Raw genomic sequence first — 12,788 nt, forward strand, 5'->3', positions numbered from 1 at the left:
GCCCGGCCCACCCGACCCTGCCCGTTTCCCGGAGGTCTGAGTGTCCACGAGGAAGCTCTGCGCGGTGATCGCGTCCGCCGTGACCGTCGCCGCCGTCCTGGCACTGCCCGGCGGTCCCGCCGCCGGCGCACCATTTCCCGTCGCCGATCCCGGTCATTCCCTCGATGACCACACCCACGCCGCGGGCACTGCTCCGCATTCGCACGGGCAGTCGGCGCAAGCCCAGGCGCGTTGTCACCGCGCCGACGAGTTCGTGCCCGAGGCCGGGTTGGGCGAACGCGTGTGCGCGTTGGGCAACGGCCAGTTCAAGGTGCGCACCGCGCACGGCGACCAGGTGACCCACGTCGACGCCCCGACCGCCGAGCACAAGGGTGCGCGGGACGTGGTGTCCCCGGCGATCACGGCCCTCGCCGCGCGTGCCCACCACTGCGCTCCGGACTCTTACCGGATCCAACTCGTCTACATGATCCCCGCCGGTGCGCCCGACGCGTCGGCGACGATGGTTCCCCTGATCCGGCAGCACTTCGTCCAGTCCAACGAGATGGTGTCGAACCGCGCCGCGCAGTACGGCGGCGACCTGTCGCTGCGCGTCGCGTGCGACTCCGCGGGCCAGCCCGCCGTCCGGGTCCTGCGCAGCAGCCACAACAACAGCGACATCAGCGCCATCGACCAGGAGGTCGCGCGCCAGGGCCAGCGGATCACCGGTCAGGACAACGTCGTGTACTGGGGCGACGGCGGTTGCGGCGGCGGTGTCGCCTACGGCAGCGGCGACACGCGGCCCGGCGTCGAGAACTCCGTCAACAACGCGCCCGGCATCGCGGTGGTCTACGGGCGCTGCCCCTTCACCTACATGCTGCACGAGCAGGGGCACTCGATGGGCGCGGTGCTCCCGAACACGCCCAACACCTCCGGCGCCGGGCACTGCAACGACGACGCCGATGTCATGTGCTACAAGGACGGCGGCCCCCGTTCGGGCAACTACCGCTCGAACGTGTGCCCGTCCCCGAACGGGAACCTGGACTACTACTGGGACTGCAACGTCAACGACTACTTCCACCCGAACCCGCCGGCCGGGTCGTTCCTGGCGACCAACTGGAACCTCGCGACCTGCGCCAACCGCATGGTGTACCGGCCGAACTGCGGCGTGGCGTGACCACTGGTGCACGGTGGAACGCCCTGGGAGCGCCGACGCGCGCTCCCAGGGCGTTCTCCACGGGACCTACCTGCCGCTCTGCTCGACCGCGCTTCCGGTGGGCGCGTCCGGCCGGACTTCCCGGCCCTGCTCCCCGTTCGGCAGGTCGCCCTCGTGCGGCTGCGGGGCGCTCACGCACTCCGGTGCCGCACCCCGGATCAACGCGGCTCCCAGGGTGAGGCTGTCGGCCGACTGGGTCGCCGCCAGCAGCAACGTGTCACCCTCGGGGATCTCGTCGGCGTCGAACTTCATCGAGCCGGTCTGCGCGCCGTCCACCGACTCCGTGGACGACGTGATCCCGGTGCCCCGACTGGCGGTGTCCACCGGCAGGCTCGCCAGGTCGACGCACCCGTCGCGCATCGGCACGGCGACCGCCCGCACGCCCAGCCTGCGCAGCTCCTCGTTCGCCCCGGTCACGCCGGTGATGTCGCTGATCGACACCTCCACCACGCCGTCGGCTCCCTTGGTGACCGCGTAGGCGGGGGCGCCGCCGGTGAGCACCGTGCCGGTCAGCGCGATCACGCCCGCCGCGCCCAGCACCGCGCCGCCGATGCCCAGCGTGCGGCCGACGCCGCGCCGCGCTGTCGTCGGGCGGTCCGGCACGGCGTCCAGCGCGGCTCCGTGGGTGCGCATCAGGTCGTCGAAGAGCTGGTCCTCGAACTTGGCCATCATCGTTCCATCCCTGTCGTCTTCCGCAGTGTCGCTCGGGCCCGGAACAGTCGGATGCGCAGCGCGCCCGCCGAGACGCCCAGCGCCTCGGCGGCTTCCTTCGGGCTCAGGCCGTCAAGATCCACCAGCTCCACGACCTCGCGGTCGAGCCGGGGCAGTTCGGCCAGTCTGGCGAGCAGCGCTCCCCCCGCCTGCTCGGCGTCGATGCGATCCACCAGGTCCTCCACCGCGTCGGCGTCGAGCGCGCGCAGCCCGGCGATCCGCCGCGTGCTGTCGCCACGCCTGCTGTGCGCCTCGCAGTGCCCGGCGAAGACCCGGCCCGCGATGCCGAACAGCCACGCCCGGGCGCTCCCCCTCACCGGGTCGAACGTGGCGAACGAGGTGATCGCCCGGACGAAGGTGTCCGCGGTCAGGTCGGCCACGGTCTGTGGGTCCGAGCTGCGCCGCGCGAAGTAGGCGGTGATCGGGCCGACGTGCGCCCGGTAGACCTTCTCGAACTCGGCGGCGGCGCCGGCTCGTTCCCGGGGCGGTGGGTGCCGTCGTGGTTCCACGTGGCCGGCCACCGCGTCTGCCAATGTCTCGCTCACACCCCATGGTTGCCGGGATGCCCCGATCCCGTTACGGGGCGGGGTCAGAACGCGATGCCGAACACCAGCCGGGCCCTGCGGTCGTACAGGGCCAGTGCGGCCGGGACGATCCGCGGGTCGTGCGCGACGCGGCGGCGGAACGCCCGCACGACCACGGCTCCCGCACTCGCCTCGTAGGACGCGTGGAGCTGGCGCAGGAGGTCCTCCACGTCGTGCTCGGGCTCGTCGCCGCGGCTGCCCGGCACCCGGAACGGCAGCTCGCGCAGTTCCGCGTACAGCTCCGTCTCCAGGTACCCGTAGGCCGAGTAGAGGGCCTGGCCACCGGCCGTCGCGGCCGCGCGTTCGGCCGGGGTGGTGGCGTCGAGCATGACGTCCCACGCCAGTTCCCGGCCGTAGTCGCGGTGCCCGCCCAGTTCGTGGGCGATGTTCTCGAAGACGTTGGCGGGGTCGCCCTCGGCCGCGGTGAGGACGGCCAGGACCTCGGGCGGTGCGGCGGTGCGGACCCGCCCGAGCGCCGCGGTGAACCGCCGCTGCCGGCGCTGCTGCTCGGCGGGCCGCGACGAGGGCCACCACAGGGCGCGCCGCCCGCCGTACCCCCCGGGTGGCCGCTTCGCCGCGCAGGAACTGCTCCAGAGTCGTGCCCCGGGCCTGCGCCTGCCGGAGCAGGAACGCGCGCTGCCGAGCGGCCAGGTCGGCCTCCGAGGTGCCCTGCGCGATGACCTCGACGGTCTGGAGGAACCGCAGCTCGCCCGGGTCGGTGCGCGGTCCGAGCAGTCGGGACCGGGTCTCGTACTCGGCGGCGGGGATCGCCCGCAGCACCGCGTTCGGGTCGGCGTCGGGCAGACCCCGCAGGGCGGTGAACGCCTGGTCGGCGTCACCGGGCGAGCGCACCCAGTCGAGCCTGCGCCGGTGGGTGAGCTGCTCCTCGGCGGTCATCCGGCCGTCCCTGAGCGCTCGACCCGCGCGATGAGCGACCCCGCGACGCTGCAGGCGTCGGACGCCTGCATCCGGGTGACGGTGTCGTGGAAGTCGACCGGCGGGATGCCGATGAGCTGCCTGGTGATCCAGTACTCGTCGCTGTCGCTCACCCAGCCGAACGTCCCGGGCCGCAGCCTGCTCCGGATCTCCGCGTAGTTCGCCACCACCGCGCGCTGGACGGGCACCTCGCCGCGCACGAGCGCGGTCACCGCCAGGTTACCCGCCTGGCGTTGCAGGCCGGCCAACGGGCTGCCGGGGGCGGAGGTGGGTGTGGCGCGGTGGTTCCGCCGGGGTTGCCCCGCCCGGTGAGCAGCACTCGGTTCGCGCACCCGTCCTCCCCCGTCCGCGCAGGTCGTCGCCATCAGCCGGCGAAGGCGGGCGGCTACTCGTCGTGGCGGCGAGGTCGCCCGAGGACAACCGGCTCGCGGCAGGGCCGCCCGAGGACAGCCGGTTCGCGGCGGGGTTCGGAACGCGGCGGTGGCGTTCGGACTCCCGTTCCGGCTTCTCGGCACCCGCCTTCTCTGCCATCGCGCCGGCGTCGCCCGCAGGGACACCGGGCCGGAGGGCCGGTCGGCCGGACGTGCGGGACGGGTTCCCCGCCCCGATCACCGCCCGTCCGGGCTGCGTCAGCCGGGTTGGAAGAACGCGAGCATCCTCCGGGCGGCGTTCGGGGCCGTCAGCAGCTCCTGGATGTCCGCGGACATCCGGGCGGCCGCGCCGGTGCGCTCGAACATCTCGCGCTCGTACTCCCGGACCGCGGCGGGGAAGTCGTCCCGGTGGGCGGCCAGCGCGAGACCGAGCACCGCACCGTCGAGCAGCGCCATGTTGGCGCCCTCCCCCACCGGCGGCATCAGGTGCGCGGCGTCGCCGACGAGCGTGACGTCCGGCCTCGACGGCCAGGTCAACCCGACCGGGAGGGAGCTGATCGACCGCGGCTGGACCGTGTCGTCGCAGGCCGCGACCAACGCGGTGAACCGCGGGTCCCAGCCCCGGAGCAGGTCGATCAGCCGCGCCCGGGCGGCGGGCGGGTCGTCGAACGGGATCCCGCTGGTGGCGAACCAGTCCTCGTCGGTGCGGTAGAAGCTCAGGCCGATGCGCACGCGGCCGTCGCCGTTGCGCTGCGCCGCCAGCGACATCCCGTCGCCGAGCACCCAGTAGTTGCCGCGCCCGACCATCGCGGCGAGGTCGGGGTGCGTGCGGTCGACGTCGGGGATGCCGACCTCCACGACGTGCTGGCCGATGTGCGCCGGGCGGGCGTCGGTCACCAGCGCGCGGACCCGGGACTGCGCGCCGTCCGCGCCGACCAGCAGGTCGTACGTCGCCGTGCTGCCGTCGGCGAAGCGCACGACGCCGTCGGCGGCGGACCGGAACGCGTGGCCCCACCGCACCGTTCCGCCGGGGAGGGCGTCCAGCAGCAGGTCGCGCAGGTCGGCGCGGTCGACCTCGAGCCGGGTGAGCGGGGCGTCGTCGGGTGTGTCCTCCTGGAGCAGCAGGGTGCCGTCCGGTTCGAGCAGGCGCATGTCCTGCCCCTCGCCGCGGGCGATCCGGAAGAACCCGCCGATCAGTCCGGCCTCGCGCAGCGCCCGCTGGCCGGAGTGGATGTCGAGCATGCCGCCCTGGCCGCGCGCGTCGCGTGACGGTTCGCGTTCGTGCACCACGGCGTCGATGCCGTGCACGTGCAGCACCCGGGCGAGGGTGAGCCCACCCAGTCCGGCTCCGATGATCGCGATGGTCATGACTGCCTCAATTCACTGTATCGTGTCGATACACTGTATCAGCGGCCGACGCTGTATTGTCACCGTCATGCTGGTGTGGGAGCGGCCGGAGCCGCCGGATCGACCGACGCCCGCCCCGCTGAGCCGGGAGCGGATCGTGCGCGCGGCGATCCGGCTCGCCGACGCGGACGGCCTGGACGCGGTGTCGCTGCGCAAGGTCGCCGCGGTGCTGGACGTCGGGCCGATGCGGCTCTACGGCTACATCGCCACCAAGGAGGAGCTGCTCGACCTGATGGTCGACGCGGTCTACGCCGACGTCCGGCCGACCGGCGACGGGTGGCGGGAGGTGCTGCGCTCCCTCGCCGACACCACCCGGCACGTCGTCCGGCAGCACGAGTGGCTCGCCGACCTCATCGGCGGGCGACCCCAGCTCGGACCGAACACGCTGGCCACCGGGGAGGCCGTGCTGGCCGCGATGGACGGCGTCGACCTGGCCACCGTCGTCCCGGCGGTCGCCGCGGTCAACGCCTACGTGATCGGCGCGGTGCGGCGCGAGATCACCGAGCGGCGCGCCGAACGCACCTCCGGGATGGACGAGCGCCAGTGGCAGGCCGCCTCCGGCCCCTACCTGGAGCGGACCTTCGCCACCGGCCGGTTCCCCGCGCTGGCCGCCATGGTCCGCGACGGCCCCCACCTGGACGCCGACCAGATGTTCCGCGCCGGTCTGGACCTCATCCTCGACGGCATCGCGGCCCGCGTCCCCGGCTGACACGGCCCGCGACCGCGGTGTCAGCACGGTGGCGGTGCCCTGTCAGGACGGCGGGCGATCGTGGTTCCCGTGATCGACCACCGATCACGGGAGCCACCGACGACCGCCGGGAGAGCACGATGCCGAAGTTCGACACCCCCACCCCGATCTCCGCCGTCCTGGACGTCCCCGCCGGGCGCGTCCGGTTCATCGCCACCGACCGGCCGGACACCGTGGTCGGGATCTCCCCGGCGGACCCGTCGAGGAGCCGGGACGTGAAGGCGGCGGAGCGGACCAGGGTCGACTACGCCGACGGTGTGCTGCGGATCGACGCCGAGGTGCCCGGGAACCGGATCTTCGGCCCGTCCGGGGCCGTGGACGTCACCGTCGGACTGCCCGCCGGGTCCCGCGTCGAGGCCAGGGCCGCCGGGTGCGAGCTGCGCGGCGAAGGCCGGCTCGGTGACGTCGCCTTCGACGGCGCGTACCGCCGGATCACGCTCGACGAAGCCGCCCGCGTCCGCCTCACCGCGGTGGACGGCGACGTCGAGATCGGCCGCCTGGCGGGCCCCGCCGAGATCAGCACGGCGAGGGGTGACATCCGGATCGCCGAGGCCGTGCGCGGCACCGTCGAGCTGAGCACCCGGTGCGGCGACATCACGATCGGCGCCGCGGCCGGCGTCTCGGCCACCCTGGACGCCGGCACCGGCGGCGGGCGCATCACCAACACGCTCGGGAACGACGGCCCCGCCGAACTCGACATCCGCGCCACCACCTCGTACGGCGACATCGTGGCCCGCGGCCTGTGACGGGCGACCCGGGCCCGGTCAGGAGCTGTGGACGCCGAGCACCGGCATCACGTGGTCGTGCACGAGGCGCAGTTGCTCGCGCATCGTGGCCACACCGGGCAGGTCCGTGCCGGAGAACGCCTTCGCCGGCGCCGCGTCGGTGATGGCGAGACCAGGTGGTCGACGCCGGTCGGTGAGCTCCTCCGCGCACTCCTCCGGCGTGCCGGAGATCGACAGCCGGTCCGCCGGCTCGGGCGGGGTCAGCTCGAACGCCCGGTCGAGTCGGCCCGCGGCCACCGAGGCGACGATGTCGGTCAGGGACGCGGGGTCGACCACCGCCCTGGCGGCGTTCTCCGCGGCACGCCCGTCCGGGCCGGTCGCGAACACCACCCATGCCTCCCCAGTCCGAAGTGGACACGTCACGGCCGGCGCGCTCGGCCCCGATGCGGGCGTTGTCCACCATGTACTCGTAGGCCGACCGGGAATAGCTGAGTCAGCTCACCCGCCACCCGGAACGACTTCGGCCCCGCATCGCGCCGAGCTCGACCGGGACGTGCCGGGCGAAGGTGGGCAGGCCGCAGTAGCGGAAGAAGTCGCCGCATGAGACCCCTTCCGTGCCTCAGACGCCCGGCAGCTTTCCACGATCGGTCGACGACTCACCAGCCTTGCCCGCTCATGTCACGCGAACAGCGGAAAGCGCGCACCGGGGTGGTCGGCGGTGCGCGGCGGCGGAAGGTGCACGGCCGGCCGAGCGGGTCCGGGAGTCGCCCGCAGCACGTGTGAGCGGGCTCGGCGCGTCCCGTGCCAGGCCGCGACGGTCCCCGTTGTAACCCGACTGAGCGCTTCCCCGCTCCACCGGACGGTGCCAGGGTGGGGTGGACGACCGGGGGGTGACCGTGGGCGGAGGGCTGATCGGTGCGCGGGTGAGCCGTGCGGAGGACGTGCGGCTGCTCACCGGGCGGGCCGTGTTCATCGACGACGTGCGACCGCCCGGGCTGCTGGAGGCGGCGATCCTGCGCAGCCCGCACCCGCACGCCCGGATCGTGCGCGTCGACACTGCGGCGGCGGCCGCGCACCCCGGGGTGGCCGCCGTGGTCACGGGCGCGCAGGTGCGGTCGCTGGTCCGGCGACCGCAGCCGGTGATCTGGCGGGTCGCGCCCGGCGCGCCGGAACCGGTGGCCTACCCGCTCGCCGTCGACAAGGTGCTCTACAGCGGCCACGGGGTCGCGGCCGTCGCGGCGGTCGACCGGGCCACGGCGGAGGACGCGCTGGAGCTGATCGACGTCGAGTACGCGCCGCTGCCCGCCGTGACGACGCTGGAGCAGGCGCTCGCGCCGGACGCGCCCCGGCTGCACGAGGACTGGCCGGACAACGTGGCGGGCCGCACGGTGGTGGCGCAGGGCGACGTGGAGGCCGCGTTCGCACGGGCGGACGTGGTGCTGCGGGAGACGTTCCGCTTCGCCCGGCAGCTGGGCGCGCCGCTGGAGACGCGCGGCGTGGTCGCGACGTGGGACCCGTTCACCTCGCACCTGGACGTGTGGCTCAACACCCAGAGCCCGCACCTGGTCCGCGAGCTGTTCGCCGAGGTGCTGGGCGTGGCGGTGGACAGGGTGCGGGTGCGCGTGCCCGACATCGGCGGCGGTTTCGGCAACAAGTCGGGCTTCTACGGCGACGAGGTCGTGGCCGCCGTGCTGTCGCGGGTGTCCGGGCGGCCGGTGAAGTACCTCGAGGACCGGCGGGAGAGCTTCGTCGCCACCGTGCACGCGCGGGAGCAGCGCATCGACGTCGAGCTGGCGGCCCGCGCGGACGGCACGATCACCGGCCTGCGGGGCACCGTGCACGGCGTGCTGGGCGCGCACTTCAGCATGGTCGGCCTGAGCCCGGTCTGGACGACGGCGGCCGTGCTGGCCGGGCCGTACGCCATCCCCGCGGTCGAGGTGGACGTCGTCGGCGTCGTCACCAACAAGACCCCCTACGGCGCCTACCGCGGGTACGGGCTGCCCAAGGCGAACTTCGTGCACGAGCACATGGTGGAAGCCCTCGCCCGGCACCTGGGGCTGGACCCGCACGACGTGCGGCGGCGCAACTTCGTGACCGACTTCCCGCACCAGAGCCCGGTGTTCGTCTACGACAGCGGTCGGTACGCCGAGTGCCTCGACCTGTGCCGCGACGCCGTGCACCGGGCCGGGTGGGCGCGGCAGGTGGCCGACGCGCGGGCCCGGGGCGCGCACATCGGCATCGGCTACGCCTTCCACAACGAGGTGTCGGCGTTCGCGCCGTCCCGGATCGTGAACATGTCGGGCCTGGACCACTCCGGGTTCGACGAGGCCGCGGTGCGCATCGACTCGACCGGGCACGTCAGCGTCCACACCGGGCAGACGTCCATGGGGCAGGGCATCCACACGGCGCTGGCGCAGGTCGCGGCGCACGTCCTGGACGTGCCGCTGGACCACGTCACGGTCGTCTCCGGCGACACCGACTCCGCCCCGTACACGGGGTACGGCACAGCGGCCAGCCGGGCCGCCGCCGTGGGTGGCGCGGCCGTGCTCAACGCCGCCACCCGCCTGCGGGCCAAGGTGCTGCGCATCGCCGCGCACGTGTTCGAGGCTTCCCCGGACGACCTGGTGATCTCCGAGGGGGTGGTGTCGGTCAAGGGCGTGCCGGGGCGGAGCGTGAGCTTCGCCGACATCGGGGACGCGGCCTACCGGCGGCCCCACGGCGTGCTGCCCGAGGACGAAGCGCCGACGCTGCACGAGCGGGAGGTGTACGACCCGGTGAACGTCGCCACGGCGTTCGGCTGCACGGCCGTGCTCGCCTCCGTCGACGTGGAGACCGGCGCGGTGGACCTCCTGGGCTACCTCATCGCGCACGACTGCGGCACGGTGATCAACCCGATGATCGTGGACGGCCAGCTCCAGGGCGGCGCGGCGCAGGCCATCGGCGGCGCGCTGTACGAGCGGCTGACCCACAGCCCGTCGGGCGAGGCGCTGACCCGGTCGTTCGCCGAGTACCTGCTGCCGACGGCGACCGTGGTGCCGCCGTTCGGGATCAGCCACATGGAGACACCCGCCGACCACATCCCGGGCGGCTTCAAGGGCGCCGGGGAGGCCGGGGTGATCGGCGGCGGGGCGGCCATCGCGCACGCCGTCGAGGACGCGCTCTCGGAGTTCGGCGTGCGGATCACGTCGCTGCCGATCACACCGCCGGACCTGCTGGCCGCGATCCGCGCCGGGAGCGCCCGGTGAAGGCCGCGCCCTTCGACTACGTCCGGGCGACCAGCGCGGAGACGGCCGTGGAGGCGCTGCGGGACGGCGCGGTGGCGCTGGCGGGCGGCCAGAGCCTGGTCCCGCTGCTGAACGCGCGGTCGCGGCGGCCGGAGGTCGTGGTCGACGTGTCCCGGCTGCCGTTGACCGGCATCGAGCAGGACGGCCCGGCGCTGGTGCTCGGCGCGCTGACCCGGTTGCGCGCCGCCGAGACGTCCCCGGTCGTGCGGCGGGCCGTGCCGCTGCTGGCCGAGGCCCTGACGCACGTCGGCCACGTGTCCGTGCGCAACCGCGGCACCGTGGGCGGCAGCGTCGCGCACGCCGACCCGGCAGCGGAGCTGCCCGCGGTCTTCCTGGCCCTGGACGCGGTCTTCTCGGTGCTGGGCCCGGACGGGACGAGGGTCGTGGCCGCGCGTGACTTCTTCCTCGGCCGCCACCGCACCGCCCTGGCGCCCGACGAGCTCCTCACCGGCATCCGCGTCCCGCTGCCGCCGTCGACGGCCCGGCACGGCCTGGCCGAGCTGAGCCGGCGCCCCAACGACCTGGCGATCACGGCGGTGTTCACGTCGGTCGTGCTGTCCGACGGAGTCGTCACCGACGCCCGCATCGCCGTGGCCGGTGCGGGGCCCACCCCGATCCGGGCCCGTGCGGCGGAAGACCTCCTGCGCGGCCGAGCACCCACGCCCGACGTGCTGGCGACGGCGGCCGAGGCGGCAGCCGCCGCGACGGACCCGGTCGACGACGTGCACGCGCCGGCCGCGTACCGCCGTGACATGGCGGCCGTGCTCACCCGCAGGGCGTTGCGAGAGGCGGTGGCCGGGTGAGGATCACCGTGACCGTGAACGGCCAGACCCGGTCGGGCGATTGCGAACCGCGGCGCACGCTCGCCGACTTCCTCCGCCGCGACCTGGGCCTCACCGGCGTGCACGTCGGCTGCGAGCAGGGCGCGTGCGGCTCGTGCACGGTCCTGCTGGACGGCGCCACGGCCCGGTCGTGCTGCGTCCTGGCCGTCCAGGCGGAGGGTTCCGACATCACCACGGTGGAGGGCATGGCGACCACGTCCCTGAACCCCCTCCAGGAGTCCTTCCGCCGTCACCACGCCCTGCAATGCGGGTTCTGCACGCCGGGGATGCTCGCGGTGGCCGCGGAACTCCTGCGCGACAACCCGGCGCCGACCGAGGCCGAGATCCGCACGGCGATCGCCGGCAACCTCTGCCGCTGCACCGGCTACCACGCCATCGTCACGGCCATCGCCGACGCCGCGCGGGGCGGGGACGACGGCAGCCCGCCGCCCCCGCCCGGAGCCTGATCCGCGATCGGGGCCAGGCGACGCCGAACGAGTACGTGGCGTCGTAGGTGCCGACGCTCCCGTCCGGCCGGACCGCGTAGACGCTCAGGGTGTACCAACCGGCCGCCGGCGGCGTCCACGTGATCGTCGCGGTGCCGTCGGGACCGGCGGCGACCTCGGTGTGCGGCTCCGACCAGTCGAAGGAGTACCGGTACGCGGCGACCTCCGACCAGGTGGGCGGAGGCGTGAAGGTGAACGTGCCCGGCACGTCCGCCCCGCCGTGCGGTTGACCGTCCGCCGGGTAGGTCGCCTACGTGACTCCCTACGACGAGAACGGCGGGTTCTTCGACCACGTCGTGCCGCCGTCACCGTGGGACGGGCAGCCGGCGCGTCCACTGTGGACACCACGGGCGAGGTCCACCGCGGCGAGCACGGTGACGGCCCGTACGGCCTCGGCCCCCGCATCCCCCTGCTGGTCGTCTCGCCCTGGAGCACCGGCGGCTGGGTCTGCTCGGAGGTGGTCGACCACACCTCGATCATCCGCTTCCTGGAGACCCGCTTCGGCGTCCTCGAACCCAACATCACGCCGTGGCGCAGGCAGGTCTGCGGCGACCTCACCTCCGCCTTCGACTTCGCCCGCGCCGACACCGCCCTGCCGCCCCTGCCCGACACGAGTGGCTACCGGCCGCCCGACCGGGACCGGCACCCCGACGTGTTCCCCGAGCACCCCGAGCACCAGGTGCTGTCCCGGCAGGAACCGGGCCGGCGCTACGCCCGTCCCCTGCCCCACGACCTGGCCTCCGACTGCGACGCCGACCGCGACCACGTGACCGTCACCTTCGCCAACCACGGCACCACCGGCGCCACCTTCCACGTCACCGCCGCCAACCCGCCCAGCCCGCCGCGGACCTACACGGTGGAGCCGGGCAAGCACCTGTCGGACCGGTGGCTCAGCCACGACGTGCGCGTCCACGGGCCGAACGGCTACCTGCGCCAGTTCACCGACGCCGCCGACATCCGCGTCCACGCGCTGCACCGCGCCGACACCCGCCAGGTGCGCCTGACCGTCACCGACACCTCGCCCTTCACCCGGACGATCACCATCACCGACACCCTCGCGGGCGGCGTCACGACCACGACGCCGGCCCGCGACCGGACCAGCACGCACGACCTGCCCTGCGAACCCGGCACGGGCTGGTACGACCTCACCGTCACCGCCGAGCCGTCCCTCGGCCGCGGCTGCGCTTCCGCGGCCACGTCGAGACCGGGGCACCGAGCCTCAGCGACCCCGGTCTCACCGGCTGAGAGCCGGCGACCGCGCACGCACTCCCGGCGGGCCGACTCCTGGCCCCGCAACGACGACGCAAGCGTGGTTCGAGTCCGTCCACCTCCTGGTCACCACCGCGCGAACAAGACCGAAGCGTCGACCGGTCGAGTGCCGGGTCGGCACGTCCGGGAGCGCTCCCAGGGCACCGTAGCGCAACTTTTTCGCCGTCCACAAGAGTCGGTTGCCGGGTAAGTGGCTGTAAACGTTTCCAATCGCACAAAGAGCGTGGCACACGA

General features: G+C 74.1%; 14 protein-coding genes. 8 read left to right on the forward strand and 6 right to left on the reverse strand.

Features of this window, described 5'->3' with window-relative positions:
- Positions 1 to 40 precede the first annotated feature (40 nt).
- Positions 41 to 1,153, forward strand: coding sequence for a hypothetical protein (locus ACIQMJ_RS27095; RefSeq protein WP_499763802.1), 1,113 nt, complete (start codon positions 41 to 43; stop codon positions 1,151 to 1,153).
- Positions 1,154 to 1,219: 66 nt separating this feature from the next.
- Here ACIQMJ_RS27095 and ACIQMJ_RS27100 read toward each other — a convergent pair whose 3' ends face one another.
- From ACIQMJ_RS27100 to ACIQMJ_RS27120, 5 genes are all read right to left on the reverse strand, one after another.
- Positions 1,220 to 1,861, reverse strand: a complete 642-nt coding sequence (locus ACIQMJ_RS27100) for a hypothetical protein (protein WP_499763803.1) — start codon at positions 1,859 to 1,861, stop codon at positions 1,220 to 1,222.
- Entirely contained in the window at positions 1,861 to 2,448 is a 588-nt protein-coding gene (locus ACIQMJ_RS27105; protein WP_499763804.1) for an RNA polymerase sigma factor, read from the reverse strand. Before ACIQMJ_RS27105 ends, ACIQMJ_RS27100 begins: the two co-directional genes overlap by 1 nt.
- Positions 2,449 to 2,492: 44 nt before the next feature.
- Positions 2,493 to 2,816 (reverse strand): hypothetical protein, encoded by a 324-nt coding sequence (locus tag ACIQMJ_RS27110; RefSeq protein ID WP_499763805.1) that lies wholly within the window; start codon positions 2,814 to 2,816, stop codon positions 2,493 to 2,495.
- 564 nt (positions 2,817 to 3,380) lie between these two features.
- Positions 3,381 to 3,755, reverse strand: coding sequence for a hypothetical protein (locus ACIQMJ_RS27115; RefSeq protein WP_499763806.1), 375 nt, complete (start codon positions 3,753 to 3,755; stop codon positions 3,381 to 3,383).
- Between the two features lie 297 nt (positions 3,756 to 4,052).
- Positions 4,053 to 5,162, reverse strand: coding sequence for an FAD-dependent oxidoreductase (locus ACIQMJ_RS27120; protein WP_499763807.1), 1,110 nt, complete (start codon positions 5,160 to 5,162; stop codon positions 4,053 to 4,055).
- Between the two features lie 67 nt (positions 5,163 to 5,229).
- Here ACIQMJ_RS27120 and ACIQMJ_RS27125 point away from each other — a divergent pair, with 67 nt between their 5' ends.
- Together ACIQMJ_RS27125 and ACIQMJ_RS27130 are read left to right on the forward strand one after the other, a co-directional pair.
- On the forward strand, positions 5,230 to 5,910 hold the full coding sequence (locus ACIQMJ_RS27125; protein WP_499763808.1) for a TetR/AcrR family transcriptional regulator: 681 nt from the start codon (positions 5,230 to 5,232) through the stop codon (positions 5,908 to 5,910).
- A 119-nt stretch (positions 5,911 to 6,029) separates the two neighbouring features.
- A complete protein-coding gene (locus ACIQMJ_RS27130) occupies positions 6,030 to 6,695 on the forward strand; it encodes a DUF4097 family beta strand repeat-containing protein (protein WP_499763809.1) in 666 nt (221 codons plus the stop codon).
- 18 nt (positions 6,696 to 6,713) lie between these two features.
- Here the strand turns inward: ACIQMJ_RS27130 and ACIQMJ_RS27135 are convergent, their stop codons facing one another.
- Positions 6,714 to 7,064, reverse strand: coding sequence for a hypothetical protein (locus ACIQMJ_RS27135; RefSeq protein ID WP_499763810.1), 351 nt, complete (start codon positions 7,062 to 7,064; stop codon positions 6,714 to 6,716).
- A 485-nt stretch (positions 7,065 to 7,549) separates the two neighbouring features.
- Here ACIQMJ_RS27135 and ACIQMJ_RS27140 point away from each other — a divergent pair, with 485 nt between their 5' ends.
- From ACIQMJ_RS27140 to ACIQMJ_RS27160, 5 genes are all read left to right on the forward strand, one after another.
- Positions 7,550 to 9,919 (forward strand): xanthine dehydrogenase family protein molybdopterin-binding subunit, encoded by a 2,370-nt coding sequence (locus tag ACIQMJ_RS27140; protein ID WP_499763811.1) that lies wholly within the window; start codon positions 7,550 to 7,552, stop codon positions 9,917 to 9,919.
- Positions 9,916 to 10,761 carry an FAD binding domain-containing protein gene (locus tag ACIQMJ_RS27145; RefSeq protein ID WP_499763812.1) on the forward strand — a complete coding sequence of 282 codons (846 nt, stop codon included), beginning with the start codon at positions 9,916 to 9,918 and terminating at the stop codon, positions 10,759 to 10,761. The genes ACIQMJ_RS27140 and ACIQMJ_RS27145 overlap by 4 nt, the downstream gene beginning before the upstream one ends.
- Positions 10,758 to 11,246, forward strand: coding sequence for a (2Fe-2S)-binding protein (locus ACIQMJ_RS27150; RefSeq protein ID WP_499763813.1), 489 nt, complete (start codon positions 10,758 to 10,760; stop codon positions 11,244 to 11,246). Before ACIQMJ_RS27145 ends, ACIQMJ_RS27150 begins: the two co-directional genes overlap by 4 nt.
- Positions 11,247 to 11,335: 89 nt before the next feature.
- Positions 11,336 to 11,515 carry a hypothetical protein gene (locus tag ACIQMJ_RS27155; protein ID WP_499763814.1) on the forward strand — a complete coding sequence of 60 codons (180 nt, stop codon included), beginning with the start codon at positions 11,336 to 11,338 and terminating at the stop codon, positions 11,513 to 11,515.
- An 80-nt stretch (positions 11,516 to 11,595) separates the two neighbouring features.
- Positions 11,596 to 12,744 (forward strand): phospholipase domain-containing protein, encoded by a 1,149-nt coding sequence (locus ACIQMJ_RS27160; protein WP_499763815.1) that lies wholly within the window; start codon positions 11,596 to 11,598, stop codon positions 12,742 to 12,744.
- Positions 12,745 to 12,788: the final 44 nt, after the last annotated feature.

The sequence above is a fragment of the Actinosynnema sp. NPDC091369 genome (assembly GCF_044757065.1).
Classification (GTDB): domain Bacteria; phylum Actinomycetota; class Actinomycetes; order Mycobacteriales; family Pseudonocardiaceae; genus Actinosynnema.